The 23,963-nt window shown below is 37.7% G+C and carries 31 protein-coding genes; 8 read left to right on the top strand and 23 right to left on the bottom strand.

The genetic code is table 11. The features are described 5' to 3' along the window. Nucleotides 1-111 precede the first annotated feature (111 nt). Entirely contained in the window at nt 112-1,110 is a 999-nt protein-coding gene (locus QFZ28_RS07240) for an NAD(P)/FAD-dependent oxidoreductase (RefSeq protein WP_307194023.1), read from the top strand. 41 nt (nt 1,111-1,151) lie between these two features. On the opposite strand, the gene QFZ28_RS07235 is transcribed toward QFZ28_RS07240, so the two are convergent. Together QFZ28_RS07235 and QFZ28_RS07230 are read right to left on the bottom strand one after the other, a co-directional pair. Further along, on the bottom strand, nt 1,152-1,517 hold the full coding sequence (locus QFZ28_RS07235) for a HesB/IscA family protein (protein WP_307194022.1): 366 nt from the start codon (nt 1,515-1,517) through the stop codon (nt 1,152-1,154). Nucleotides 1,518-1,660: 143 nt separating this feature from the next. Continuing rightward, complete coding sequence (locus QFZ28_RS07230; RefSeq protein ID WP_307194021.1) at nt 1,661-1,900, bottom strand: YuzB family protein; 240 nt, start codon at nt 1,898-1,900, stop codon at nt 1,661-1,663. Nucleotides 1,901-2,141: 241 nt separating this feature from the next. Between QFZ28_RS07230 and QFZ28_RS07225 the strand changes: the two genes are divergently transcribed. Next, complete coding sequence (locus tag QFZ28_RS07225) at nt 2,142-3,209, top strand: NAD(P)/FAD-dependent oxidoreductase (protein ID WP_307194020.1); 1,068 nt, start codon at nt 2,142-2,144, stop codon at nt 3,207-3,209. Between the two features lie 419 nt (nt 3,210-3,628). On the opposite strand, the gene QFZ28_RS07220 is transcribed toward QFZ28_RS07225, so the two are convergent. Continuing rightward, on the bottom strand, nt 3,629-3,955 hold the full coding sequence (locus QFZ28_RS07220) for a YuzD family protein (protein WP_307194019.1): 327 nt from the start codon (nt 3,953-3,955) through the stop codon (nt 3,629-3,631). A gap of 149 nt (nt 3,956-4,104) precedes the next feature. Between QFZ28_RS07220 and QFZ28_RS07215 the strand changes: the two genes are divergently transcribed. Then, the gene (locus tag QFZ28_RS07215) at nt 4,105-4,347 is read left to right on the top strand and encodes a NifU family protein (RefSeq protein WP_034674824.1); all 243 of its coding nucleotides are present in this window, start codon (nt 4,105-4,107) and stop codon (nt 4,345-4,347) included. A 79-nt stretch (nt 4,348-4,426) separates the two neighbouring features. On the opposite strand, the gene yutH is transcribed toward QFZ28_RS07215, so the two are convergent. Then, entirely contained in the window at nt 4,427-5,437 is a 1,011-nt protein-coding gene (gene yutH / locus QFZ28_RS07210) for a spore coat putative kinase YutH (RefSeq protein WP_307194018.1), read from the bottom strand. A 211-nt stretch (nt 5,438-5,648) separates the two neighbouring features. Here yutH and QFZ28_RS07205 point away from each other — a divergent pair, with 211 nt between their 5' ends. Next, nucleotides 5,649-6,149 (top strand): phosphatidylglycerophosphatase A family protein, encoded by a 501-nt coding sequence (locus QFZ28_RS07205; protein WP_179595316.1) that lies wholly within the window; start codon nt 5,649-5,651, stop codon nt 6,147-6,149. 37 nt (nt 6,150-6,186) lie between these two features. On the opposite strand, the gene QFZ28_RS07200 is transcribed toward QFZ28_RS07205, so the two are convergent. The 4 genes from QFZ28_RS07200 to QFZ28_RS07185 form a co-directional block, all read right to left on the bottom strand. After that, nucleotides 6,187-6,951, bottom strand: a complete 765-nt coding sequence (locus tag QFZ28_RS07200; RefSeq protein WP_307194017.1) for a TIGR01457 family HAD-type hydrolase — start codon at nt 6,949-6,951, stop codon at nt 6,187-6,189. 69 nt (nt 6,952-7,020) lie between these two features. After that, nucleotides 7,021-7,455 carry a DUF86 domain-containing protein gene (locus tag QFZ28_RS07195; protein WP_307196974.1) on the bottom strand — a complete coding sequence of 145 codons (435 nt, stop codon included), beginning with the start codon at nt 7,453-7,455 and terminating at the stop codon, nt 7,021-7,023. Nucleotides 7,456-7,482: 27 nt separating this feature from the next. Next, nucleotides 7,483-7,719 (bottom strand): EAL domain-containing protein, encoded by a 237-nt coding sequence (locus QFZ28_RS07190; protein WP_307194016.1) that lies wholly within the window; start codon nt 7,717-7,719, stop codon nt 7,483-7,485. A gap of 4 nt (nt 7,720-7,723) precedes the next feature. Then, nucleotides 7,724-8,179: a hypothetical protein gene (locus QFZ28_RS07185; RefSeq protein WP_307194015.1), complete on the bottom strand. Its 456-nt coding sequence runs from the start codon at nt 8,177-8,179 to the stop codon at nt 7,724-7,726. 197 nt (nt 8,180-8,376) lie between these two features. On the opposite strand from QFZ28_RS07185, the gene QFZ28_RS07180 reads away from it, so the two are divergent. Then, nucleotides 8,377-8,643 (top strand): DUF3055 domain-containing protein, encoded by a 267-nt coding sequence (locus QFZ28_RS07180; protein WP_307194014.1) that lies wholly within the window; start codon nt 8,377-8,379, stop codon nt 8,641-8,643. A gap of 49 nt (nt 8,644-8,692) precedes the next feature. After that, nucleotides 8,693-8,977, top strand: coding sequence for a cytosolic protein (locus tag QFZ28_RS07175; RefSeq protein WP_307194013.1), 285 nt, complete (start codon nt 8,693-8,695; stop codon nt 8,975-8,977). Nucleotides 8,978-9,041: 64 nt separating this feature from the next. Here QFZ28_RS07175 and QFZ28_RS07170 read toward each other — a convergent pair whose 3' ends face one another. Further along, entirely contained in the window at nt 9,042-9,317 is a 276-nt protein-coding gene (locus tag QFZ28_RS07170) for a YutD family protein (protein ID WP_307194012.1), read from the bottom strand. A gap of 113 nt (nt 9,318-9,430) precedes the next feature. Here QFZ28_RS07170 and QFZ28_RS07165 point away from each other — a divergent pair, with 113 nt between their 5' ends. Then, nucleotides 9,431-10,069: a YhcN/YlaJ family sporulation lipoprotein gene (locus QFZ28_RS07165; RefSeq protein ID WP_307194011.1), complete on the top strand. Its 639-nt coding sequence runs from the start codon at nt 9,431-9,433 to the stop codon at nt 10,067-10,069. An 80-nt stretch (nt 10,070-10,149) separates the two neighbouring features. Here the strand turns inward: QFZ28_RS07165 and lipA are convergent, their stop codons facing one another. Next, on the bottom strand, nt 10,150-11,142 hold the full coding sequence (lipA, locus tag QFZ28_RS07160; protein WP_373428049.1) for a lipoyl synthase: 993 nt from the start codon (nt 11,140-11,142) through the stop codon (nt 10,150-10,152). A gap of 129 nt (nt 11,143-11,271) precedes the next feature. Here lipA and QFZ28_RS07155 point away from each other — a divergent pair, with 129 nt between their 5' ends. Further along, on the top strand, nt 11,272-12,222 hold the full coding sequence (locus QFZ28_RS07155; protein WP_307196973.1) for a M23 family metallopeptidase: 951 nt from the start codon (nt 11,272-11,274) through the stop codon (nt 12,220-12,222). Between the two features lie 22 nt (nt 12,223-12,244). On the opposite strand, the gene yunB is transcribed toward QFZ28_RS07155, so the two are convergent. The 13 genes from yunB to QFZ28_RS07095 form a co-directional block, all read right to left on the bottom strand. Continuing rightward, nucleotides 12,245-12,997 (bottom strand): sporulation protein YunB, encoded by a 753-nt coding sequence (yunB, locus tag QFZ28_RS07150; protein WP_307194009.1) that lies wholly within the window; start codon nt 12,995-12,997, stop codon nt 12,245-12,247. A gap of 93 nt (nt 12,998-13,090) precedes the next feature. Then, nucleotides 13,091-13,393, bottom strand: coding sequence for a YunC family protein (locus tag QFZ28_RS07145; protein WP_307194008.1), 303 nt, complete (start codon nt 13,391-13,393; stop codon nt 13,091-13,093). A gap of 67 nt (nt 13,394-13,460) precedes the next feature. Next, a complete protein-coding gene (locus QFZ28_RS07140) occupies nt 13,461-14,807 on the bottom strand; it encodes a bifunctional metallophosphatase/5'-nucleotidase (RefSeq protein ID WP_307194007.1) in 1,347 nt (448 codons plus the stop codon). Between the two features lie 19 nt (nt 14,808-14,826). Further along, entirely contained in the window at nt 14,827-15,648 is an 822-nt protein-coding gene (locus QFZ28_RS07135) for a sulfite exporter TauE/SafE family protein (RefSeq protein ID WP_307194006.1), read from the bottom strand. Nucleotides 15,649-15,669: 21 nt separating this feature from the next. Then, nucleotides 15,670-16,515 carry a DUF72 domain-containing protein gene (locus QFZ28_RS07130; RefSeq protein ID WP_307194005.1) on the bottom strand — a complete coding sequence of 282 codons (846 nt, stop codon included), beginning with the start codon at nt 16,513-16,515 and terminating at the stop codon, nt 15,670-15,672. Nucleotides 16,516-16,668: 153 nt separating this feature from the next. Further along, on the bottom strand, nt 16,669-17,643 hold the full coding sequence (locus tag QFZ28_RS07125) for an N-acetylmuramoyl-L-alanine amidase (protein ID WP_307194004.1): 975 nt from the start codon (nt 17,641-17,643) through the stop codon (nt 16,669-16,671). 998 nt (nt 17,644-18,641) lie between these two features. Beyond that, a complete protein-coding gene (locus QFZ28_RS07120; RefSeq protein ID WP_307194003.1) occupies nt 18,642-18,800 on the bottom strand; it encodes a hypothetical protein in 159 nt (52 codons plus the stop codon). Nucleotides 18,801-19,306: 506 nt separating this feature from the next. Next, complete coding sequence (locus tag QFZ28_RS07115; RefSeq protein ID WP_307194002.1) at nt 19,307-19,795, bottom strand: Ger(x)C family spore germination C-terminal domain-containing protein; 489 nt, start codon at nt 19,793-19,795, stop codon at nt 19,307-19,309. Then, entirely contained in the window at nt 19,788-20,369 is a 582-nt protein-coding gene (locus QFZ28_RS07110; protein ID WP_307194001.1) for a Ger(x)C family spore germination protein, read from the bottom strand. The genes QFZ28_RS07115 and QFZ28_RS07110 overlap by 8 nt, the downstream gene beginning before the upstream one ends. Continuing rightward, on the bottom strand, nt 20,362-21,450 hold the full coding sequence (locus tag QFZ28_RS07105) for a GerAB/ArcD/ProY family transporter (protein WP_307194000.1): 1,089 nt from the start codon (nt 21,448-21,450) through the stop codon (nt 20,362-20,364). Before QFZ28_RS07105 ends, QFZ28_RS07110 begins: the two co-directional genes overlap by 8 nt. A gap of 212 nt (nt 21,451-21,662) precedes the next feature. Further along, nucleotides 21,663-23,144 carry a spore germination protein gene (locus tag QFZ28_RS07100; protein WP_307193999.1) on the bottom strand — a complete coding sequence of 494 codons (1,482 nt, stop codon included), beginning with the start codon at nt 23,142-23,144 and terminating at the stop codon, nt 21,663-21,665. 169 nt (nt 23,145-23,313) lie between these two features. Continuing rightward, nucleotides 23,314-23,658, bottom strand: a complete 345-nt coding sequence (locus QFZ28_RS29705) for a GerAB/ArcD/ProY family transporter (protein WP_373428048.1) — start codon at nt 23,656-23,658, stop codon at nt 23,314-23,316. Nucleotides 23,659-23,702: 44 nt separating this feature from the next. Then, on the bottom strand, nt 23,703-23,840 hold the full coding sequence (locus QFZ28_RS07095) for a hypothetical protein (protein WP_307193998.1): 138 nt from the start codon (nt 23,838-23,840) through the stop codon (nt 23,703-23,705). Between the last annotated feature and the right edge of the window lie 123 nt (nt 23,841-23,963).

Below are 23,963 nucleotides of genomic sequence, written 5' to 3'. Positions count from 1 at the left end.
ATTCCCTCGACAAACTACTCTGAAATAATCCCCAAAAGTTGTGAGGATTTTATGTTTTTGTGATATTATAAGGAATGGAGTCTGTTACTACATAAGTTAGGGGGATACAGCGTGCAAGAAGATCAAAAAGTTTATGATATTACCATTATCGGGGGCGGTCCTACTGGTCTTTTTACTGCCTTTTACGGCGGAATGAGACAAGCTTCTGTAAAAATTATTGAAAGCTTACCACAATTAGGTGGTCAATTATCGGCACTATACCCGGAAAAATATATTTACGATGTTGCAGGGTTTCCGAAAGTCCGTGCACAAGAACTTATTAATAACCTAAAGGAGCAAATGGCCAAGTTTGAACCAGCTGTTGCTTTAGAGCAATCCGTCGAGAAATTGGAAAAACAAGAGGATGGTACTTTCAAATTAACAACTAATTCTGAAGTTCACTATTCAAAAACAGTCATTATTACAGCAGGTAATGGAGCTTTCCAACCACGCCGTTTAGAACTTGAAAGTGCTGGACAATATGAGCGAAAAAACCTTCACTACTTTATTGATGACCTTAACAAGTTTGCAGGTCAAAAAGTTGTCGTCTTTGGCGGTGGTGATTCAGCTGTCGACTGGGCATTAATGTTAGAGCCAATCGCGAAGGAAGTAACGATTGTTCACCGGAGAGACAAATTCAGAGCTCACGAGCATAGTGTAGAGAACTTGCATAACTCCAAAGTAATTGTAAAAACTCCTTTTGTACCAGCCGAATTAATTGGGGATGACAGCGGTATCAAGCAAGTGGTCCTTACCGGGGTTAATGGTGATGGCAGGGAAGCAATTGATGTTGATGCTGTTATTTGTAACTATGGTTTCGTTTCCTCACTAGGACCAATAAAAGAATGGGGCTTAGCAATCGAAAAGAATTCTATTGTCGTAAATTCTAAAATGGAAACAAATGTACCAGGAATCTATGCTGCTGGCGATATTTGTACCTATGAAGGGAAAGTAAAATTGATTGCCTGCGGATTTGGTGAAGCGCCTACTGCAGTAAACAACGCAAAAGCATTTATCGATCCAAAAGCTAAAATTCAGCCGCTTCACAGTTCATCCATGTTCGGAAAATAAAATAATAAAGGCGCCCCTTAAGGCGCCTTTTTACTTTGTGATTAACATTCTTCTGGTGTACCTGTTGCTGTTGCGGTTCTGAAGGATGAGCCACAGCCGCAAGATGCAATTGCATTAGGATTATCAATCGTAAATCCGCCGCCCATCATTGATTGCTTATAATCAATTTTTGTACCATTTAATATAGGAGCGTCCTCTTTAGCCACAAGAATTTGAATTCCATGCTGAGCAAAATGAAGATCATCTCCCTTTACTTCATGGTCAAACCCCATGCCGTAGGATAAACCACTGCAGCCGCCACCCTTTACACTAACACGTAATAGTGCACCTTCTTCTTCATTGTGTTTCATCATTTCTTGTATTTGAAGTGCCGCAGATTCCGTTAAAATAATTACATCGTTACTCATTATTTTTCCTCCTTCATTTGAGGTCTTTATTATAGTATATACACTGTATCTTCATGACTCAACTAATACGTTTATTATGAGTATTATATGATCAACATAAAATAAGGAAGCGGTATACGCTCCCCCTGCTGTGCTGCTATATATTAAAACATTGGATTTTCATCTAAGTGTTTGTAAATATTCTCAACCAGTTCATCCGGTGTTTTGCCTGTTACCACTTCCCCATTTACAAGTGCAAAAAGGGTGGAAGCACATTTCCCGCAATACCCAAGACATCCATATTCAATGATATCCAGATTGGGGTCTTTTTCTAACCTTTCCAGCGCTTTTTGAGCACCACTAGCTAGATTACTCATACAAAATTCAATAATTGGCATAAACATGGCTATCACCTCTCCACAACATAATATCCTACTATCTTTCATCGGTCACGTCAAATACCATGTTTGAGTGAAATCGTCAATAATATTCCCATATTTGTTGTTATTTTGTCATAATTCAGATATACTCTTATTGGATTTAAAGGCTGTATACTTTATTTTTATCTTAGACCTAGCTTGCTAGGCTTCATATTCTCAATCAAATCAGAGACATGAAAACAGGTTTACAAAGGGGATATAAAAAATGAAAAACCTTGTGATTCTCGGCGGCGGGTACGGGGGAATGAAGATATTGAGCGAACTTCTTCCAAACCACTTACCCGAGGATGTAAAAATTACACTTGTTGACCGCGTTCCATACCATTGCTTGAAAACTGAATACTATGCGTTAGCCGCAGGAACTGTTTCTGACAAGGAGCTGCGTGTTTCCTTTCCAGAGCATCCCCAATTAGAAATTAAATATGGGGAAGTTATAGGAATAGAAAAAGGCAATAAAAAGGTCCTGCTAAGAGATTCTGAGCCAATTTCCTATGATGACTTAATTATTGGGCTCGGCTGTGAAGATAAATATCATGGTGTCCCAGGCGCTGACCAATACACCTACAGCATCCAAAGCATTGAAAAATCCCGTAAGACGTACTCAGTCCTAAACAATTTAGGACCAGGGTCAGTGGTAGGCATCGTAGGTGCGGGTCTAAGTGGTGTGGAGCTTGCCAGTGAGTTAAGTGAAAGCCGCCGGGACCTAAAGATTAAACTATTTGATCGTGGTAAACACATCCTTCCTGCCTTTCCTGATCGTTTAAGTAAATATGTTGAGAATTGGTTTCATAAAAATAATGTTGAGATTATTGGCAACTCTAATATCACAAAAGTAGAAGAAAATTTACTCTATAATCATGATGAGCCCGTCCCTTGTGATGTGATTGTTTGGACTGCTGGTATCCAGGCAAATAAGGTTGTTCGTCAATTAGGGGAAGAAATGGACCGCTCAGGAAGGCTCATCATTACTCCTCGTCATCATCTGCCAAATGATGAGCACGTTTTTGTATTAGGAGATTGTGCAAGTCTTCCACATGCCCCAAGTGCTCAATTAGCAGAGGGACAGGCGGAGCAAATCGTCGAAGTGTTGAAAAAGCGATGGAATGGCGAAGAACCTCCAGTTGAATTCCCAACCATTAAACTAAAAGGTGTTCTTGGTTCTCTTGGCAAGAAACATGGTTTTGGAATGATGGCAGACAGAGCCATTACTGGACGCGTTGCTCGTCTGTTAAAATCAGGAGTTCTTTGGCTCTATAAGTATCATAATGGATGAAATAAAAAGCATTCCAGCTATAACAGTGAGGGCTTCCGTTTTCGGTTGCTTTCTTATTAAAAGACGCAAGAAATTGACGTATGAAATTGGCATACGTCTTTTCTTTATTTTAATCTCTCCCGAATCTAGGATTAAGAGGACCCACACTTATCGGTTGTTAGATTAAGAACACGAGCTGATAAATAGACGGAAGAATTCCGCTTAATTCGTAATTATTGTTAAAAAAGGCTTAAATAGACGGAGAAATTCCGCCTATAGGCTCAAAAAAGTCGTAAATGGGAGATTTTTCTTTCCATAGGCGGAATTTCTCCGCTTATTTACCCCCGAAACGAGCTCCGTTCTTCATTTAACCGGAAATTCTCCGCTTATTTTACCTTTACTGTGACTCGATTAAGGATCTCATTTAACAGAAGTGAGTTTTACATTGATTTGTATCCGTACTTTTCCAACTCACTAAATATTGTTTTTAATCGAGGGTTTCCTTCTCCAACAATTTTATCTTTAATTACAACAACGGGATAAAACAGATCTTCTTCAATAACTCTTTTCGCAAAAGCCTCTTTTTCACTTTCTTCCGGTGGTTGATAAATATCAACATACGTCATCTTGAATGGCTGATCAGGGAACTTCCTTGAAATAGCAGCCTCAAGCCATTCGAATGTTTCCTTTGAGGACGGTAGGTTAACACAGCTCGGACATAATTGTTCTGCACCATAGAGTATAATTTCGATTGTCGTATTTGTCATTCCATCAATCCTGCCTTTTTCTTTTATTTTACAACATTTAAACTATTAAACATAAAAATATGGTTGTAAATGTGCTAATTCCCATTTCATGAGAATGGATTTTTCCCTTCAATGACATTATAATATAAGGTAGGAAGGAGACGATAAATATGGCAGAACAAGTACAAGAAATGTTTGAGCAGGTTCAGGAAGTATTAGATAAATTACGTCCATTTCTTCTTCGCGATGGAGGAGATTGTGAATTAGTTGATGTTGAGGATGGTATTGTAAAACTACGTTTACTAGGTGCATGCGGAAGCTGCCCGAGCTCAACAATCACCCTAAAAGCAGGAATCGAAAGAGCACTATTAGAAGAAGTTCCTGGCGTTGTCGAAGTAGAACAAGTATTTTAATACAGATAAAAAGCGATTGCTGCAAAAGAGCAATCGCTTTTTTTATTACTAACCTGTGCAAACTAATTTAAAAAAGCGATTACCTAATAAGCAGCCAGTCTAGTCGGGGGATATTTAATGGTTTTAATGGTGCACCTACAGTATGATAAAAATGGCCTAAAAAGCGCTCATACTCTGTTGACTGCTTTAACATCTTACTTAACTGTTCTTCTAAAAGCTTCTTTTCCTGTTCAGACCGAGTTATATAATAATTTTCAATACATTCAAAGTAATGAAGCGGAAATAATAAACGGGAAAATAATAACCGCCATGAAAAAGAGGATAAAGGAGCAATACTTTGATAATCGACGAAAAACTGTCTAACATCTATCTCATACGTCTGCGTATTACGGAAATATCGCTCTCGAGTCCATTCTGCAAGGTCACGGCTGCGATGATCAAAAACCCAATCAAATGGGTCCTTAAAATAATAATTAGCTCCCCAAGAGTCATTTGAAAAACGTTCGTGACATACGGTACCACTATCGGATTCTTTTGGTTCATCGTCTAGTTCAGTATCTACTAAATACTGAATGGCGTTTTCCGTTAAACCAATATAATAAGGAAATGAGTCAATAAACATTCGTTCAAAGTCATCTTCAGGTGTTTGATATAGGAGCTCACTCCATACCTTTTCAATTTGGTCCAAGCGCTTTTCCCATAATTGCTTCCATTGTCCAATTCTGCTTGTTCTTTCAATTTTGAATGGTACCGTTTTTCCTCTCTCATGAAATTTGGCCAACTTCCTTCCAAGTTTCACCTTTAAAGGTTTATCTGTTTGACGATTTGCTAATACACAATATTGATGATGTTCCCAGGTAGTAATCAATTCGCCCTCATTAGATTGCAGGAATCCTGGCACATGGGGATCTCCGCTTTTCCTGAGGTGTTCAGCAATTTTCTCCAGTTCATTAATATCCTCAGCTTCTCTTCCGTCAGATTTGGCAACTAAGTATAACCAGCCATTACTTCTCAATGCGTCGTAAGAATCCAGCTTTACGTACTCATCGACTTGTATTCCATATTTATTTTCAAGTAATTTTTGAAGCACCCTTCCACCTCTTCTCTTTTCTACTCTTATGTCATATATATGTAGTAGCCCAAAAAACTTGTTGTCTTCTTACGTAATAAAAGTATAAGAAAAACGTAATAGGAGAAATCTGTAAGAAGGGTGATGGTTCATTCGTTCCTTTTTCAAAATACCGTGCATATGTTAAAAATTAAGAATAATTAAAAAATTTAGAGGAAAAGGTGATAAATGGATGGCAGAAGATAAAAAAATGGATTTAACAGAAGAAACTGCAAGAAGATGGATCAAAGAAAGAGGAGTGGAAATTCAGGATATCGCTGATTTAGTCTATTTCTTGCAGGAAAAATACCACGAAAACTTAAAAATGGAAGACTGTATTGCAAATGTGGAACGAGTCATATCAAAACGTGAGGTCCAAAATGCCATCATAACGGGAATTCAACTGGATATGTTAGCCGAAAAAAACATGCTGGAGGAACCTATTCAATCCATTATTAAAACAGATGAAAGTCTTTATGGTGTCGATGAGATTTTGGCACTTTCCATCGTTAATGTGTACGGGTCTATCGGCTTTACAAATTATGGCTATATCGATAAGCAAAAGCCTGGAATATTAGCCCGCTTAAATGATAAATCAACAGGAGAATGCCATACATTTTTGGATGACATTGTCGGTGCAATCGCAGCTGCAGCCTCAAGCAGACTTGCTCACCGAGCGGCACATGTGGAATAAAACAAGCAAGAGAAGGATGGAGGGATCCATCCTTTTCTTACGGCTCCCATTGATCCAATGAATCTATCGCATATGTTGGTTTTCGGTCATAGCCTGCGAGTAATTCCTTTGTAGTGACACCCGTATGGACTAACAGCGTATCAAGACCCGCATTCATCCCCGCTAAAATATCGGTATCATAATAGTCGCCTACCATGAGTGTTTCTTCTTTAGTAGTGCCCAACACTTTTAACGCCTGCTCCATAATGATTGATTCAGGCTTTCCAATAAAAGTCGGCTCGGTTTGTGTTGAAACAGCAATTACAGACGTAAACGAACCATTTCCAGGAACTAAGCCTCTTTCTGTTGGTATCGCTATGTCTCCATTAGTTGAGATAAAGGAAGCACCGTTACGAACAGCTAGGCATGCTACAGCTAATTTTTCATAGCTAATCTCACGGTCAATACCGATGACAACATATTCTGCATTCTCAGCGGCGAATGTGAACCCCTTTTCCTCCAAAGCCATACGAAGGCCTTCCTCACCTATTACATAAACAGACGCATTTTTCTTTTGACTATAGATATAATTAGCTGTTGCCTGGCTCGTTGTAAAAACAAGGTCCTCATGAGCTGGAATATCAAAATCTATTAGCTTCTGTGCAACTTGGGCAGGTGTCCGTGATGAATTATTGGTTACGAATAAATATGGAATACCCTTTTCCTTTAATTTTTTCACAAATACTCCTGCTGCTTCAATTTTTTCTGTTCCCTTATACATGGTTCCATCGAGATCAATTAAATAACCTTTATACTTGTTCATATTAATCACTCCTATCTTTATCATTTCCCAATACATAAAAAGGACCGCAAACGCGGTCATGTAATAAATTTAAATAAATGCTGTTACAGGGCCGAGTTCGTTCTCAAGGTAGTCTCGCACATTTTTCGGGAATAAGGCTAACTCTTTAAGTAGACTAGAGAACTGATTTTGAAGTTCCCCATGATTAATCTCCGTATAGAACTGAACGAGAACCTTACGATATTGGACGAGGGTTTTTAAGTTTTTTCCGGTTTCCTCAGTAATAACCTTCTCATCCACCAATATCTCAATGATATCTTCATAACTGCCAGGGTCTCTCATAATAAACCCATCTATCATTGCGTTCCCCACATCTAACACTGATTCAATCATAAGATGTGTAATCCGTTCTAATGCTGCTTTTTCTATCGGTGTGGACCACTCTTTTTGATTAGAAAATAGGCTGATTTGCTTTTCTAGAAATACCAAAGTGGTCTCCAACTTTTCGCGGTCGACAAAATACATTTTATCCACTTCCTCTTTCATAATCACTTACGTTGCAATTTCATTAAAAAACATCGCTGGCCGGGCATAAAAATTCCCCTGTGCGAGGTCAACGTTATTTCTCGTTAATACGGGTGCCTCTTCTTGGTTTTCAATACCTTCGGCCACCACTAAGGATCCTGCCTCCTTCGCAACAAGAAGCAATCCCTTTAACATTGACTCCTTTACAGAGTTTTTATCTATATTTTCTATCACAGAACGATCAATCTTTATAATGTCAGGCATAAGTTCACATATACCCAACTTCAAAAATTGGATACACAGAAGAATACTGTTTCATGTAGCTGTGCGAAACTTCGTCTTTTATTTTTTTAAACAAGATATCGATATTTGAAATAGAATGTCTATCGTGATCAACGGTAATTAATAGCGTAATTCCTTCGCCATAATAATCATGAAGGGTAATTAACTCCTTTGGATCAACGGTTAGTTCCACGACGGTTTGAAAAAGTTTCTTCATATTTTTTTGCAATTTAGAATGCTGCTGGGAGTTTGCCGGTTCTATTAAATCATGAAGGTTACTTAATTTAAAAACAATTACCGCTACCTCATGCCCTGCCTCAAAAGCATTTGTTACCCCTTGCATTAAAGGATTACGCAAGGTAAATCGAGGAGGATAATAGCGTATGGACGAAAGAGGTAAAATAATTTTTCCCCATTGCATTACACTCTTAACTTTTTTCATGTAACGACAGTCCATTGATTCCATCCCTCTCAGAAACACATCCGACAATAATAAGTATATTGTAACACAATTTGACAGAAACCGTTTTTCTTTGAGTAAATTTTTAGCAATATTCTATTATCGCCAAATATTCCCCCATCTCCTGATTATTTGGTAATATAAAGAGGTTGAAGAAACTAACTAAAGGAGAACTTTACATGGCAGAACGTTATTTCTTATATGATGATACAGAGGATACCAAAACACGATTTGTAAGCTTTGTTGGTGACAACCAGCGATTTGATTTGGCGATTGTTAAAACCGATCGTCATTATGGAAAGCATCTTGTACTTGATATACAAGGGAATCGCTTTGCGATTATTGGTGAGGATGACTTGAAAGAAGAAGGGTATTTAGAATACGCTTTTCAATTAAATGAAGAAGATGCCGAAGAATTACGTTCCTTTTTGTTAGAATTAATATAATTTTTTATCATTCCTTTTTACATAATAATAAAAAGGAGTGAGTAAATTTATGACCAAAAACAAATCAAGGACCTATTTTGACCTTTCTAACGTTGAAAAACGGAAGAACTTTCTGACCGCAGAGGAATTTCCAGATGGCTCATTTGGATCTCCAATTCGTAAAGATGAACCTGTTCAAAATAAAAGCACCCCTTGGCAAGAAGGGCAGCGTTATTATAGCAACTTTAATTATGAGAATAAAACCTTTCATCAGGATATTCCCCGTCAAATGGAAGGGGCTCACCCAACACACGACGACCCTAATACGGAGGAACAAACTCCTTATACACATTGAAGCTCCTGCGCTGTAGGTGTAAATCTAGATATTTAAAGGCTTGCCGTTTTGGCAAGCCTCTTTTTTACTTTTTGACTTTCCTCAAGACAAAATACGCACATCCAAAATTACAGTATTCATATAAATATTCGCTTAATGTACTGATTTTTGTATCAAATGTAGCTTTTTGATTCTGATCTTCAAAAAAGCCTTTAAGCCGAAGTTGTCCATATCCCCAATCCCCGACAATATAATCATATCTAGATAATATATCACTGTATCTCGCCTTTAGAGCTTCCTCGTTAAAGGCATCTCTATGTTCCTGCACGATTTCATACGTTGTGCCGTTTATATTGATCATGTTATCACCTCAAATTTACCAGTCAATCTTTCTTTCATTATAACCGATTCACCATCAATTACTAAGAAAAAAAATCAGTTATTTGGCTATTCTATAAAAAGGAGGTGCTGAAAGTGAAAAAATGGTCGATGATGATTGTTTTTTGTTTACTCCTAACAGCAGCTGGCTGCTCAAGGGATATGGCTAATCGTGACGTTTATAAAGAAAGTGGAGATACCATCAACGTCAATAACAAGCGTGAAGAGCTTTATAATGAAGGCGGCGGCCAGGGTGTCCGAAATGTAAGTGATGATTATGGCTTTGTCCGTCATCAAAAAAGCCCGATTCAAGGCGACAGAGGTGGAACTCAACACTACGCAGCGATAGACCGTGAACAAGTGGCCAATATTATTAGTCAGCTAAGCACAGATATTCCGAATGTAGATGATGTGGCTACTCTTGTAACCGACCAAGAAGTTCTCGTTTCTTATGACACAAATTCAAAAGACCGCAACCGGACAGCCGACCAAGTAAAGAGAACGGCTATGTCTGTGGTCCCAAGATACTATCATGTCTATGTATCAGACAATACAAAATTAATGCGTGATGTTGAAAATCTTGCAAATTTGGATTCGACTAGTCATAATGCCAGAAACTTAGTGAATGGTTTAATTACACAAATGAAAAAGTCGCCGCAAGGAAATCGTATGAGCGATAGTGAAGACGAAAACGGCGCTACCGCGGATGATAATATGAATACAACCAATCGCTAACAAAAAGAGTTCAGCCCAAGTGGACTGAACTCTTTTACTTATTGTCTAGCTGCAGCGCCTAGGGCCTTCCGCTTTTCATTTTATGCCTCTTTAGCCTCTGCTTCTCCAAGCAATTGTTTGTGTTTTGCGGCCGCATTCACCTGTTCATCTGCATGATAGGAGGAACGGACTAATGGACCTGCTTCACAATGACTAAATCCTTTTGTGAGGGCAATTTCGCGTAATTCAGCGAATTCCTCAGGGCGATAATACTTTTCAACCTTTAGATGGCTCTTAGACGGTTGTAAATATTGTCCAATCGTCATAATATCCACATGATTTGCTCTAAGGTCTTCCATGACCTCAATAATTTCTTCTTTTGTTTCTCCAAGTCCAACCATTAAGCTGGATTTAGTTGGGATAGTGGGCTGCATTTCTTTCGCTCTGCGTAAAAATTCTAATGAACGTTCATACTTAGCACGCGCTCTAACTCTTGGTGTTAATCGTCTTACCGTTTCAATATTATGATTTAGGATGTCGGGCTTTGAATCCATTAACATAGCTAAATTTTCTTCTTTTCCACCCATATCTGAAGGAAGAACTTCAATGCTTGTAAAAGGATTTTTTCTTCTAATCGCCCTAACCGTTTCTGCAAAAACAGCTGCACCGCCATCTTTTAAATCATCCCTCGCAACTGCCGTAACGACAACATGTTTTAAGTTCATTAATTGAACGGAGTCTGCCACTCGTTCTGGTTCTGCCAAATCTAATTCTGTTGGCAATCCTGTTTTAACGGCACAGAAACGGCAGGCACGTGTACATGTATCACCAAGGATCATGAAGGTAGCCGTTCTTCTCTCAGCCCAGCATTCATGAATATTAGGGCAGCGCGCTTCCTCACAAACGGTATGTAGATTTTTTTCACGCATCATTTTTTTTAAGCCTGTATAATGTTCATTCGTATTTAATTTTATTTTCAACCATTCCGGTTTTCTTAGGTATTCACTATTCCTGCTCACTTTTCCACCCCTATAAATGAGTTTGCTCCTTGTCACTTTACCATACTTTTTGTCACAACAACAAGCAGACAACATCAATATTCGCCTATTTCCAATTATTGTTCATAATGAAATGGCCAAGAAATCATAAACTAAAAGCGTACAATAATCGGAAGGAGGATTCCTGTGCGGGCATTTCTGATAATTGGAACAATCCTCTTATTTATGAGCTTTTCTCTCAGGGATGCTCATGCTAAAGGTCCTGATGAGTATCAGGAAAGAATGAAGCTATACAAAAAAGTTGAAACCGTTACACTCATTCCTTGGTATTACTTAGCTGCTGTGGATCAGTATGAAAGGAATATTCGGCAGGTACGCAAAGATTTACCTAAAGCAGAAAGTGTAATTGGCATTTATTTCACTCCGGAGAAATGGGCTGGACCGACAAATCCAAATCCTGAAGAAGAAAACCCAGCAATTATCCAATTTTTCAATGGTATGGGCGTCGATGGGGATGGAGATGGTAAAGCTAGTTTAAAGAGTGACGAAGATGTTTTATATACTTTCTCCAATTATCTTCTTTCGTATGGAATCGACGATGATAATATTAAAATTGGATTATGGAATTATTATCACCGTGACAAAACAGTTGGCATAATCGTTGGAAAGGCGAAAATGTACCGCCATTTTGGCCGGTTAGATTTAGATGCACATGTATTCCCGCTGCCCTTACGCAGTAATCACAGTTATCGCAGTACATGGGGCGATGCAAGGGGCTGGGGCGGCAGAAGAATTCATGAGGGTACCGATATTTTTGCAGGTTACGGTGTTCCTGTACGCGCTACAAACTATGGCATAGTGGAAATGAAGGGCTGGAATAAGTTCGGCGGCTGGAGAGTTGGAATTCGTGATATTAATAATACGTATCATTATTTTGCTCATCTTAGCGGTTTTGCTAAAGATTTAAAAGTTGGCCAAATCGTTGAACCCGGAACCTTGATTGGCGGTGTCGGCAGTTCCGGTTATGGACCTCCGGGGACATCTGGAAAATTCCCGCCGCATTTGCACTATGGAATGTATAAAGATAATGGATATACCGAATGGTCCTTTGACCCTACCCCGCATTTAAGATTGTGGAAACAGCAAGAAAGACAAGCATTAAAATCGAAAAAATAGGACTGTCCTTTTGACAGTCCTTTTAATTTTGAGGGGAAGGAATTTCAATGGATGGCGTAACACCATTCCCGCCATTATTATAAAATTGTGGTACATCCCCCTGAATTAATCTTCCGCCAACAGGGATTTTCTGCTCTAGTTTTGTGATCTCTGTTGCAAACGGAGTTATGATTTGTACGGACACCTCTAGATGAATAGCAACATCAATCCACGTATTATTAATGCCCATAGGTTTTGGGTCGATTTTTACATCAGGACGTACCTCACCAATTGCATGAAACCTAACAGGTATTTTAGGACCTAAATTTCCTAACAATGCCATGTTGGTTGCCTGCCCCAATGGAACATTCCAAACGATCCCATCCTCTCTTTCCTCATTCACCTCAATATCCACGTCTGTTAATTGTTCTAAGGAAGCGAGGTCTCCTTTTTCTGCTGCATTCAAGTTTTTTTGTATTTCACTGGTGATTTCAGATAATTTTTGGTTTATTACTTCTGTATTTAAACTAGCGCTTGGCTGTGCTCCATTTTGGCCTGGTTCTACTGCTATAACATCCCCTACCTCTACCGTTTTTTTATTAATGGCTTTATTAATTACCTGCGAGGCAATTTGGTTGGTTTTAGATTCGGCATATCTCATTAGGGAAGGCTCAATACCTTTGTTAACCAGCCATATTCCAAATGCAGTAGACAAAAGAAAGAAAACAAAAGATAAGAGCATGACATATCTGAAAGGTAATGGTCCTCGTTTCCGGGCACGCACACGAAACCTCACCAAAAAAATCCCCCCTTACATGCTATATGTATGCTTAAAAAAGAGGAACTAGCCTATTAAATTGAAAAAAGCCTGCACAACATGTGCAAGCTTTTACACCATTTTTAACAAGGCGTCTTTTCCGAGCATTCCTTTTGTAATACCGATTGCTTCAGCCTCGACTGTAACCGACTCCATTGGTGCGTTAAGGAGCTGTTCAATGGTTCTTACCCCCACTGCTCTAGCTGCAATGATTTTGCGATCCTTTAATTTTTCATTTAATAATCCAACATCTAAAGCACCGCACATAATATATCCCTTATCATTGCTTACAGAGAGCAGTGTAGTTTTTGGTAGCAAGACAGTAACAGCCAAGAACGTGTGACCATTAATCTCTACCGGTGATAACTCAATCAATTTACACACTCCCTTCCTCACTATCAACTTATGAAGGCGAGAGAAAAAGCGTGTATATATTTTAGGACTACTTTTCTAATTTCCATTTCAGTATGTCCCGTAAGAATTCAGGAAGGAAATATTCCTTTTTCATTTGTGGAAAAATCTCTTTGAAAAAATGTCCGAAGGTAAACATATCAGGTACCGCCAGCGTATAAACTTGGGCTAAATCAAGTTGATGACCATTGATATATATGTCGTTTTTTTCATTAAAGGTAATCCTATCATATATACTTGCTCCCATCATAGTTCCCCTGAAACCAAGCCCAACTACGTGCTGCTGTGCCCAGTCTTTATCCCTGGTTTCCAGTAATACCGTCCTTAATTCCCGGCCTGTTAGTTCTATTTTACAAGGATTAATCGGGTGAGGACAAATAGACAGCAAATCATACAATGTCACTTTACCTGATAATGGACCTAAAATAAGACCGCCATTAATAAATGCACAATCAGCTTTGCACCATTCTCTTAGACCTTGGCAAAGGAGCTGTGCAAGCTCCGTTTCTTGGATTAGATCATGTGGGTATTTGTTAGCAAGGGTTGTAATTTTTTGATTTAACAATTTCTTACCTTTACGGTAAAGCTCCTTGGAAATAGCTTTTTCATTCGGTACTGGAGAAAGTTCCATCACGTTATATAATACCGCTTGTTTCTTAATTGTTTTACGCTCATCAATATCAATAGAGATATGCCCCACATATCTTCCATGTTTGCCAGCCCCGGCAAGCAACGTCTGCCCGGCTAATTTTCCTTCAGGAAGGGTATGGTGGGTGTGACCGCCAAGAATGATATCAATCTCTGGGAAATCCCTTGCAATTTGTTCATCATGGTTAAGTCCGAGATGAGAAAGCAGAACAATTATATCTGATTGGGCCTTTAACGTGTTGATCCAGCTTTTTAGCTCTTCAAGGGGTTCTGTAAGGTGCCATCCTAAAAGCTCATAAAGCAGGGAGAAATAGGCCGTTAATCCAATCACACCAATTCGTGTACCTTTTTGAGTCTGATAAATTTTGTATGGTTTTAGCCACGTGGGATACTGCCTGTTACTGTTATAGAGATTAGCTAGTATAACATCAAATTTCCTGTTGTCATATAAGTGATTCAGTCTTTCGTAAGGAAAATTGATTCCCTCATTGTTACCAATAGTCACAGCCGTATAGCCGCTTAGATTTAACAGCTCAATATTCCCTTCGCCCTGAGTTCCCTCAGAAAACGGGTGCCACCGGTCAATAAAATCACCTATGTCAAAAAGAAAAAATTCTTCCCCCGCTTCTTCGTGATATGTTCTTCGACTAGTTAAGAAATGATGAATTCGCGCCCATCGTTTTAAATGGCTATGAAGATCATTTGTATGATATATTTGAATGAATTCCATGTAACATTCGCATCCTTTTTTAACCCGTAATACCTTGATAAATTAATCGTATCCCAACAATTAACAAAATGGTTCGCAGTAACAAAACAATGGTTTTGCTTTTCAGTCTTGTGTTTAAATAGACACCGACCTTTGCACCAATCCAAGCCCCTGGAACTAATGCCAATGCAAGCAGCCAATCCACATTCCCTAAAGTGATATGGGTGATTGAGCTTAGGATGGATGTTGGTAAGATCATAAACATCGATGTGGCAGTTGCTACATGGGGAGGAAAGAAAAAGAACAGGATCATAGTCGGCACCAATAACGATCCTCCGCCAACACCTAGTATCCCGGATAAAAAGCCGACTACGAAAGAGATAATGATGGCCATAAAAGGGTTAAAGCCATATTCAAAGAGTTTCCCGGAATTATCGGTAAAACTCCTGACAATTCCCTTTTCTTTTCGAAATGGAATTGGTTTTAATTTGTCTTTTAAAAGCAAAACAAATGAAACAAATATGATAAAAATACCAAAGAATAAATTAAATGATTTTAAGTTTAAAATCTCCGTAACCCATGCTCCTAGGATACTCCCAGGACCACTTCCAATCAAAAAAATCAATCCACTTTTGTAATCCACCGTTTTATGCTTCATATAAGCTAACGTGGAGGAAAGTCCGGTAAAAATCATCGTAAATAGGGAGGTGCCCACGGCTGTCTGAGGTGAAATATAACCAAATGTAGAAAGAGAGCCTAAAAAAAGCAAGGAAGGAACAATTACAATCCCTCCTCCCAATCCAATTAGACTGCCTAAGGAACTGCCTGCTATCCCTATCAATATTAAAATAATCCACTCCATTATCTTTGTTTCTCCTTTATTTTAAAATAAATCCAGTTGTCTAGGAGCAAGGTCCTTATATTTTATATCTAAAAGGTTAATCATTTCTTTCGCGTTATCTGCCGCATCTCCGCCTGAATTGTTATTAAAAAGAACATAAACATTGGCGCTTTCTTTGGCTAATTTGCGGATGATATCTGCCCATTCTTGGAGTTCGTACTGATTATAGCGATAAAGGTAGCGAACCTCACGCCAATTTTCAGCCTGACGTTTTTGCCAGCCATGAACGTTTCGCCCATGGAATCGAATAAGCAGTTTTTCAGAATCAATTGCTTCTAATATGGTTGGAATGGAGCCTTTACCTGATTGGGGTTCATCACAAATACTATGTATCCACTTTTCTTCTTTCATAAAATCTAGTGTATGCTGGCGGTAACGAGGTGTAAACCAAGATTGATGCCTGAACTCAAGTGCACAGGGTAAATCACCCATAACATTTTTGCACCAACGTAAATATTCTACATTTTCCCGCTTACAATCAAACCAAGGAGGGAACTGGAAAAGGACCATGGCTAATTTCTTTGCTTCTATGTATGGTTCTAGAGATTCTTTGAAAGCCTGAAACATTTCTTGCTTTGTTGCAAATGGAATATCACCACGCTGATGACCTGTCATACCCTGGTAGGCTTTGACAATGAATTGGAATGAGTCTGTTGTGTCGTTAACCCACTTAACTGCATTCCTTTTTGGTTGAATCGCATAAAAAGCAGTGTCCACTTCTACTGTTGGAAAATGACCTGCATATTCTTTTAGCTTGTCTCGGGGTGGTGTATGATCCGGATATAGGCTATCATGATCTCCCCAACCTGTTACACCAATGTAAATCACCTAAATCACCTCCACCTAGTTATTAATAATATAACCCTAGTTGGGATTTTCCGCCATCCGCCAGTATTTCTCGCTATCCTTGTATTTTTTGATAACAAAAATAATTCCACCTGCCTAAAAGGCAAGCGGATCCATTGTCTAAGATAAACCTTATTAAGCTAATTTAATCTCTACCGCTTCAATCCGTAACGCTTGCCCCGTGGTACCTGCTACTTCACCGTTTTTCTTCCAATCCGTCCAACCAATATTCTGCACATGTACCCTATATAATACAGTATGCTGGTCACTTTTTATTTTAATTGCCTCTAAGCGTAGTCCTTCCCCTACAGTTCCGAAGACTTCGCCGTTTGTTCTAACAGTTGTCCAGCCTTTGTTTTCAACATGACCTTCCATTTCTAACTTTGCATTAGTATTTTCTAATCTTACCGTTAATGCCTCTAGTCTTAATGACTGCCCTGTAGTCCCGGCCGTTTCTCCGTTTCTCCTTGGTCCTTGCCACCCGATGTGTTCGATATGTGCTTCATACACAATAGAAGGTGCAGGTGGTCTTGCTGGTGCTGGTGCTGGTGCTGCTTTCCTAGTCAAACCATAAAATTGAACCAATCCATTGACGATACCTTGAGCACATTTCCTTCGGTATTCATCAGATTTAAGCAATGCTAAATCCTCATTATTGGTCATAAACCCACATTCAATCAAAAGTGCGTCCATGTTTGTTTGACGTAAGATAGCAAAATCAGCACGCTTCACCCCACGATTGGTCATGCCAGTAATATTTATCACATGATCGTGTATCATCCTTGCTAGGTTATCTGTACTAGTAGGTGTATTAAGGTAAATAAAAGTTTCTATCCCTCTTGCAGAAGTTGGTCCGGCATTGGCATGAATACTTACCAAACAATTAACTTGTAATCGATTAGCTAAGTCCGCACGCGCATTCAGACTAGTATCAATAGCGTCGTTTAAATCGTGAGAGAAGTATACCTCTACTCCATTATATTGAGCTAGAAGGTTGGCTGTATGAATAGCTGTTGCCTTGTTAAACTCAAACTCGCGCACACTGCCATCTGGGGCACGTTTTCCAGGCGTGTTAATGTCGTGACCAGGGTCTAACATAATTTTTACCATTACTATCATCTCCCCCTTAGTAATATTAAATGAACTAAAGGTCATAATTGTATAGGTCAAATGGGCAAAAATTTTTTGAATAAGCAAGAAGGAGACAAACTTATAAGTTCGTCTCCTTGGGTGATTAACCGATAGAACCTTCCATCTCGAACTTGATTAATTTTGCTTAAAACGGCATGAAATAATATAAAAAAAAGCGGCTGAAGCTTGATATAAAGACATTTATTAAAATAGCTTACAATACAAAATAATTTCATTTCGGCACGAAATCGGCACGGTGCCGGCAATTGCTGAAACCTCATAAATAATGATTTTTCAGGGTTTCAAAATACAACATCAGCACTTATGGAAAGATGGTAAAAAGAGAACCCACAGACAACAATCTGTGGCTCTTTTCATATACTCACAAATTTTTCAGCCCATGCCTATATTAATGAAAGGTCAAGAAGCCAAACCAAACAGCAGGCGTGTGATGGTACTGTATGAGAGATGAAATAATTAACCCATCCCTGATTCACGGACAAACTGCACCTTTTAGAGCGTATTTTTTGCTCTCTTTTATTTATATATTAAATATGAAGAAACTGGGAATAAAATGATTTACTGAAAGCCTGATTTATCGGGCTTTTTTTCTGTTTAATAAAAATTTGTTAATATACTCTTATATATGTTTGGTGGTCAGAATGTGGTCAAAAATAACCCATACTTATTCCACTAAAGCGCCCTTTAAATGGAATAAAACTATAGAAACAAAAAGGAAAAAATAGGTATGTTGCTCATTTCAAATTCTATCACTACGTTCATGTTCCTTGTGTTATAATTCCTTAAAAATATATCGTCTAATTCTATATACTCGTTAGTCTGATTTTATAAACAAGAAAAGAATGAAACTAAAATAAAAATAGGGTGTGAAAAAATGCCATTGGAGAAAATTGGGCTAACCGTTACTACAATTGGTTGTATTCTAGGGATTTTACTGATTATTTTCGGAGGTTTTTTTATCTAATCGAAAATAAAAATAGGGTTAGGATTGCAAAAGCAGCAAGAACACTAGGTATAGGAATTGTAACGATAACGGTAAGTATTCCGTTTTCCATTCCGAACCAATTATTAGCAGAATCCACTCCAGATGAAATAAGCATATCAGGTTTAATCATTTTGTCCGTCTTCTTTGGATCCCCTTTAATATTTATGGGATTGGCTTGTTATATCGGCCTAAACTCAAAAGCGCATCAGATTTTAAACCCTACTACAGTCAAGGAAAAGCTAGGATACTACTCTCCAATACAGCAAAAGAAGGAGCTTTAATGGAGCAATTAAAAAGCCTAGTTTCTCAATTTTAATACCGAGGAATTAGGCTTTTTAATATTAGGGTTTCCTTGGGCTAGGCATGAGGGAGTGATTGACATTCCCCGCATAGTAGTGGTCTTGGTGGTCAAATGCAGAATTAAAGAGAAGATCTTTTTTCCACACTTATTGAAATACCCTCCCCGTTACTTGAACAAGTAAATAATGCTGTCGAAGCAGACGTTCTTCAAAGAAATGTATAAAAGTCAAAGTGAAAACTCCTATTGGTTGGGAATTCGAATTAGTTTATGAAATCATAGCAAGTCTACAAATAAAAGTATAGGAAGAAACTAAGGTGCTGCCAACCTCTTTTAATTTATTCAATAACACCAGCTTCGATAATAGTGACATCTGTTCTAATTTTGACAGATAAATTTTTATAATCGTCTTCCCATTTTTTTAAGTCAAAATCTCTTGTTTTAGTTCTTGCAAAATTTCCTAATCCAATAGGATCAACCTCGAGCTTTTTAAAATGATTAATTAATTTTAAGCATTCTTCATTTACTTGTTTTTCTAAGGTTTTTTCAATCATTTTAACCTCTTTAAGTGTGATTTTTTTTCCCGTATAGGCCCTAATCGCTCCTTTGATTTTAATATGAATGGTAATCTCAGCAGGTTTTTTTTTAGATAACTCTAAATTATGCTGTGAACTTATGCTATGAATGGCTGCCTCCTGTCCATCCAGCCTAACTTTATAAAATCCTTCACCATATTTATCAGCCAGAAGCTTGAAAAAAAACAATTTGCTATTTGGAATCGTATCGACTAATTTATCTTCTTTGAATAAACCAACCCCGCTAACCATAATCTTTTTTGGGGTTAATTTTTTTAATTCTTGGTAAATAAGGATCCTTTCCTTGTTGAAAAAAATCATAAAGAAACAAGTGTAAATTCGATTTAGGAAGATCATAGGATTCTATATTATGCTCTATTAAATTTGAAATGTGTGTTGCTGTACCACTTATTCCAAGATCTTGTTTTAATATATCATTGGCAGTTCCATCGACAACTCCTAAATAGAGACGCTCCCCAATAGTGGCATCCCTTTGCAAAATATCAACTATGTCTATAATCCCTTTTTGAGCCATTTTTTCTCCGAATAAGACAACCTCTAAGCTACCCGTTACCAATGGAGCAGCAGATTGCCGCTGCATTTCTACAAAAATCTCATGATTCTCAGTGGCTTCTCCGGTATAATTGACATTTTTAACAGATTTATCGGGCAAATAATTTGGTACTACGGCTGTTCCTATAATTTTTCGGTCTATTATGTCATACCCCATTCCACTTTCGATACTGACATCATCTAATACATTCTTATCTACACATCCTGTTATGGACAGCATGATTATCATATTTAATGTAAAATTTCTAATCATCGTGTTTCACCTTCTTAGCAATCATGACTGCGATCAAAAGGAACGGAATATAAACAAAAATAAATAAAAAACTCATTTTACCGGAAAACTCACCAAGAAAAAGAATTTGATTCCTAGTATTCATAAAACTCGAAGCGACTAAGCAGACAATAGATACAGCTATTACTCCCAACTGTTGACGAATATGAAAGATTTGTTTGCATAACCGGCTGGCAACCCAAAGTGGAATACAAACATTCGGCAAAATAATAAGATTCCAGTTCGCGATCCCAATATATTCAAACCGTTCAACAAATGGCAGTTCAACAATTTTCCACATGTTTAAGGTGGGCCAGATGGTTTCTTGAAGCTGTTTTTCTGCAAAGTAAGAAAAAGTTAGGAGTGTGAGAACTGTATAAATAATGGTTGTAGTCAATACTGCTAAATGCGCCCACTTTTTTGACTTTTGTGGTTCTTTTATAAATGGATAAAAAAATAACAATGTTTCAAAGCCAGAAAAGGTTAAGGCCATATCATAATAGGCCTTCGTCATTTCTTTAAATGAATGGGTAAATATAGGCTGGATATTAGTAATGTCACTAAAGGGTAAAGGATAGGCAAAAGCAAAGATTAAATAACTAGGCAATATTATCGAAAAAAAAGCAATACCTGTTACGGTTCTAAAGCCGCCAAACACAATATAAATGCATAAAATTAAATATCCTAATGAAAACCAGAAGGGACTAAGGTCACGGAACATCCATACCTGGATGATTTCAATAAAGGTTCTCAGAACTGTTATACAAACGAGACAAGCATAAAGAATATATAGGGAACTAAAGAGTTTAGCAATCTTTTTACCGAAAATATATTCGTGTACTTGAACAAGATCTCCGTCAGCTGTTTCAGTTATTTTATAAATCATCCAAATAAATACATGTACAGAAAGACCTGCAGCTAATACAGAAATCCAGGCATCATATCCAGCATCTTTAGCGATTTGTCTCTGAAACCCTAGAATTCCAATGCCAATTTGCATACCAATGACCAAATAAAAAACTAGAGAAGGGGATATTTTTGAATTTTCAGCTACTGGTTGCATTACTTGAATCCCTTCCTTCTAAAATACGTGTTTGGGTGCCTTGTGCTTTTATTGGGTCTAGCTCTAGCGCCCAGCGCCTATTAGGCTTTGCCCGTCTCCCTACGATAATTTAACGTTAACATCGAATTACTTACTCTCTTCGTGTTTCATTTATCTAAGTCGGTGTACTCGAGCCCATACTTCGCTAACCGGGTGCTTCCGCTTTTAGATAATCATTCGTCAATATCCTTCTTTTTGTTGGCCTTTTCTTTATTGAAACGAGCGTGTGTTTCTGTTCTTAAATAACCTGGTCTTTTCGTAAGCTTACTAAAAGGAAGGCGGACAATGGAATCTTTAATATCAGCCAATCTAAGAGGATAAATTGGTTCCAAGAAAGGCCTTCCTAAAGAAGTAAGACTTATTAAGTGAGTTAATAAAAAACAAAAGCAAAAGACGATCCCGAGTAATCCCCATAATTCAGCAAAAATTAAAAAAGGGAACCGCAATAATCGAATGGTATTGCCCATCTTATACACAGGTGTTGTAAATGATGCAAGAGCAGCCAATGCTACAAGAATTAAGAGAACGTTACTTGTTAAACCAGCCTCTACAGATGCTGTTCCAATGACAATTCCTCCCACGATACCGATGGTTTGTCCAACCTTAGTAGGCAATCTGGCTCCCGCTTCCCTAAGTAATTCAATTGTAAGTTCTAAAATTAACGCTTCGAGGATTGGCGGAAATGGTATTAACCGCCTAGAAGACACCAATGTTACGAGCAGGTCTTTCGGAATTAATACATAGTGATAGTTAAGGGTCGCCACATAAATTGGTGTAATTAAAATTGAAAAGGCAACTGAAAATACACGGATTAAGCGAAAGAAAGAAGATAGTATCCAATTTAAAAAATAATCTTCAAAGGAACTAAAAAATTCTACCATTGTTGTCGGTGCAATAAGCACATGCGGGGAACCATCTACAACAATGGCCACTTTTCCCTCGGCTAAGATTGCAGCAATACGGTCAGGTCTTTCTGTATCCAGTAATTGTGGAAACGGTGAATTACTGTTGTCTGAGATAAGCTGTACTATATAAGAGCTATCAGTTATAAGATCAAATTCAAGTTCCTTAATACGTTGTTTAACGGTATTTACGTTTTCTTTATCAGTAATTCCATCAAGATGCAGGATAGCAACCTTTGTTTTTGACAGTTTACCTACTGTAAGTTCTTCAACAACCAATTCTTTAATCGGCACACGTTTGCGAATAAGATTAAGGTTCTGTCCAATCGACTCAACAAATGATTCCTTTGGTCCAATGACACTAAATTCTACTTCAGGTGGAGTAATGCTTCTACCTAGCTCTTTTTGAGCTGCGATAAAGGCAAATTGTTTTTCTATCGATTCTATAGTTAACAAAATATAGCCATTAAATATTTTTTGCTCAATCAAACTTACATCATCACTTATTTGCATGTCAGCGATTGGAAGAATTTTTACAATATCATCAAGGGATCCAAAGGATTGTTCTAATAAAAAGGGGAGGACATTTTGATGTATTATTTTTTCGTCGACTAGGGTTGACATAAAAGTTAGATTGAATTGTATATTAGTCTTTTGATTAATGTAATTAACTTTTTTATAATCATTGGAATTTGCTAGCTTTTGTTCGAGTTCTGATTTGCTTTTAGATTTCTTATGAAACCAATTTTTCATAGTTATCACCTGTAAAGTTGTGTATGCTTTTATTGTTTCCAGAACAGGAAATGTTATGAATGGAGTGCGAAGTTGTATAAAGTGAATCAAATTACCTGAACAGGTTATTACCTATCAAGACTTCTGCCATTTGTGTAATGCAAGAAACAGGGTTAACTCCAAAGACTTGTCATGCCTTCTCCAAAAATCTAATTTTATTTGAGGTACAAGAAAGATAATTAAAAAGAAAAGCAGCATAACGATCCATGGAAAAAAGATAATCACTGTACGGCAAATTACTTCTAATCCTAACGCGTACACCAATTAAGTTCGTCAGTAAAAACATGATCATTATCATTTGGAACGGTGTCTCAACCATTATTTGCGTAGTAAAAAAATCCCCAATTTCTCTAAGTAAAACAGAAGAAAGGTAATAAAGATAAAAAAGATAGAGCAGAGATGCGATTTTGCCAATCCATTTTCCAAATATTTTTCCATAAACTTCTACATATGTTTTGGATAGATAAAGGAACACTAACTAGTTATATAAGAAAACAAAAATTAAACTGATGAGAATAGTTAAGGCACTAGCAATACAGGCATCCTGCTTGCTGACGCTGTAAATGGAGCAGGTGCAACAAGTATCGAACTGCCTATTGAAAATACGAAGACTAATATAAGAAATTCGCCGGCGTTAATTTTACCTTTCTCAAGCATAATCGATAACAACTCCCTAACTTACGAGTGGTCACCTAAGACTTTTTCGATTGAGATAATTAGGATACTATAAATTAAAGTAGTATCATGATACATTTTACTAACTCTTATTTGACTTTACCT

The sequence above is a fragment of the Neobacillus niacini genome, from assembly GCF_030817695.1.
In the GTDB taxonomy this organism is placed as follows: domain Bacteria; phylum Bacillota; class Bacilli; order Bacillales; family Cytobacillaceae; genus Neobacillus; species Neobacillus niacini_F.
The sequence above is the reverse complement of the archived record's forward strand: the minus strand, read 5'-3'. Positions and strand labels throughout refer to the sequence as shown.

Excerpts from the sequence above, each read along its gene's own strand:
- QFZ28_RS07235 (WP_307194022.1), bottom strand. The coding sequence starts at position 1,517 with ATGAGTAACGATGTAATTATTTTAACGGAATCTGCGGCACTTCAAATA.
- QFZ28_RS07230 (WP_307194021.1), bottom strand. The coding sequence starts at position 1,900 with ATGTTTATGCCAATTATTGAATTTTGTATGAGTAATCTAGCTAGTGGT.
- QFZ28_RS07225 (WP_307194020.1), top strand. The coding sequence starts at position 2,142 with ATGAAAAACCTTGTGATTCTCGGCGGCGGGTACGGGGGAATGAAGATA.
- QFZ28_RS07220 (WP_307194019.1), bottom strand. The coding sequence starts at position 3,955 with ATGACAAATACGACAATCGAAATTATACTCTATGGTGCAGAACAATTA.
- QFZ28_RS07215 (WP_034674824.1), top strand. The coding sequence starts at position 4,105 with ATGGCAGAACAAGTACAAGAAATGTTTGAGCAGGTTCAGGAAGTATTA.
- QFZ28_RS07205 (WP_179595316.1), top strand. The coding sequence starts at position 5,649 with ATGGCAGAAGATAAAAAAATGGATTTAACAGAAGAAACTGCAAGAAGA.
- QFZ28_RS07200 (WP_307194017.1), bottom strand. The coding sequence starts at position 6,951 with ATGAACAAGTATAAAGGTTATTTAATTGATCTCGATGGAACCATGTAT.
- QFZ28_RS07195 (WP_307196974.1), bottom strand. The coding sequence starts at position 7,455 with ATGTATTTTGTCGACCGCGAAAAGTTGGAGACCACTTTGGTATTTCTA.
- QFZ28_RS07190 (WP_307194016.1), bottom strand. The coding sequence starts at position 7,719 with ATGCCTGACATTATAAAGATTGATCGTTCTGTGATAGAAAATATAGAT.
- QFZ28_RS07185 (WP_307194015.1), bottom strand. The coding sequence starts at position 8,179 with ATGAAAAAAGTTAAGAGTGTAATGCAATGGGGAAAAATTATTTTACCT.
- QFZ28_RS07180 (WP_307194014.1), top strand. The coding sequence starts at position 8,377 with ATGGCAGAACGTTATTTCTTATATGATGATACAGAGGATACCAAAACA.
- QFZ28_RS07175 (WP_307194013.1), top strand. The coding sequence starts at position 8,693 with ATGACCAAAAACAAATCAAGGACCTATTTTGACCTTTCTAACGTTGAA.
- QFZ28_RS07170 (WP_307194012.1), bottom strand. The coding sequence starts at position 9,317 with ATGATCAATATAAACGGCACAACGTATGAAATCGTGCAGGAACATAGA.
- lipA (WP_373428049.1), bottom strand. The coding sequence starts at position 11,142 with ATGTTGTCTGCTTGTTGTTGTGACAAAAAGTATGGTAAAGTGACAAGG.
- QFZ28_RS07155 (WP_307196973.1), top strand. The coding sequence starts at position 11,272 with ATGAGCTTTTCTCTCAGGGATGCTCATGCTAAAGGTCCTGATGAGTAT.
- QFZ28_RS07140 (WP_307194007.1), bottom strand. The coding sequence starts at position 14,807 with ATGGAATTCATTCAAATATATCATACAAATGATCTTCATAGCCATTTA.
- QFZ28_RS07135 (WP_307194006.1), bottom strand. The coding sequence starts at position 15,648 with ATGGAGTGGATTATTTTAATATTGATAGGGATAGCAGGCAGTTCCTTA.
- QFZ28_RS07125 (WP_307194004.1), bottom strand. The coding sequence starts at position 17,643 with ATGGTAAAAATTATGTTAGACCCTGGTCACGACATTAACACGCCTGGA.
- QFZ28_RS07120 (WP_307194003.1), bottom strand. The coding sequence starts at position 18,800 with ATGATTAAACCTGATATGCTTATTTCATCTGGAGTGGATTCTGCTAAT.
- QFZ28_RS07115 (WP_307194002.1), bottom strand. The coding sequence starts at position 19,795 with ATGGTTAGCGGGGTTGGTTTATTCAAAGAAGATAAATTAGTCGATACG.
- QFZ28_RS07110 (WP_307194001.1), bottom strand. The coding sequence starts at position 20,369 with ATGATTAGAAATTTTACATTAAATATGATAATCATGCTGTCCATAACA.
- QFZ28_RS07105 (WP_307194000.1), bottom strand. The coding sequence starts at position 21,450 with ATGCAACCAGTAGCTGAAAATTCAAAAATATCCCCTTCTCTAGTTTTT.
- QFZ28_RS07100 (WP_307193999.1), bottom strand. The coding sequence starts at position 23,144 with ATGAAAAATTGGTTTCATAAGAAATCTAAAAGCAAATCAGAACTCGAA.
- QFZ28_RS07095 (WP_307193998.1), bottom strand. The coding sequence starts at position 23,840 with ATGCTTGAGAAAGGTAAAATTAACGCCGGCGAATTTCTTATATTAGTC.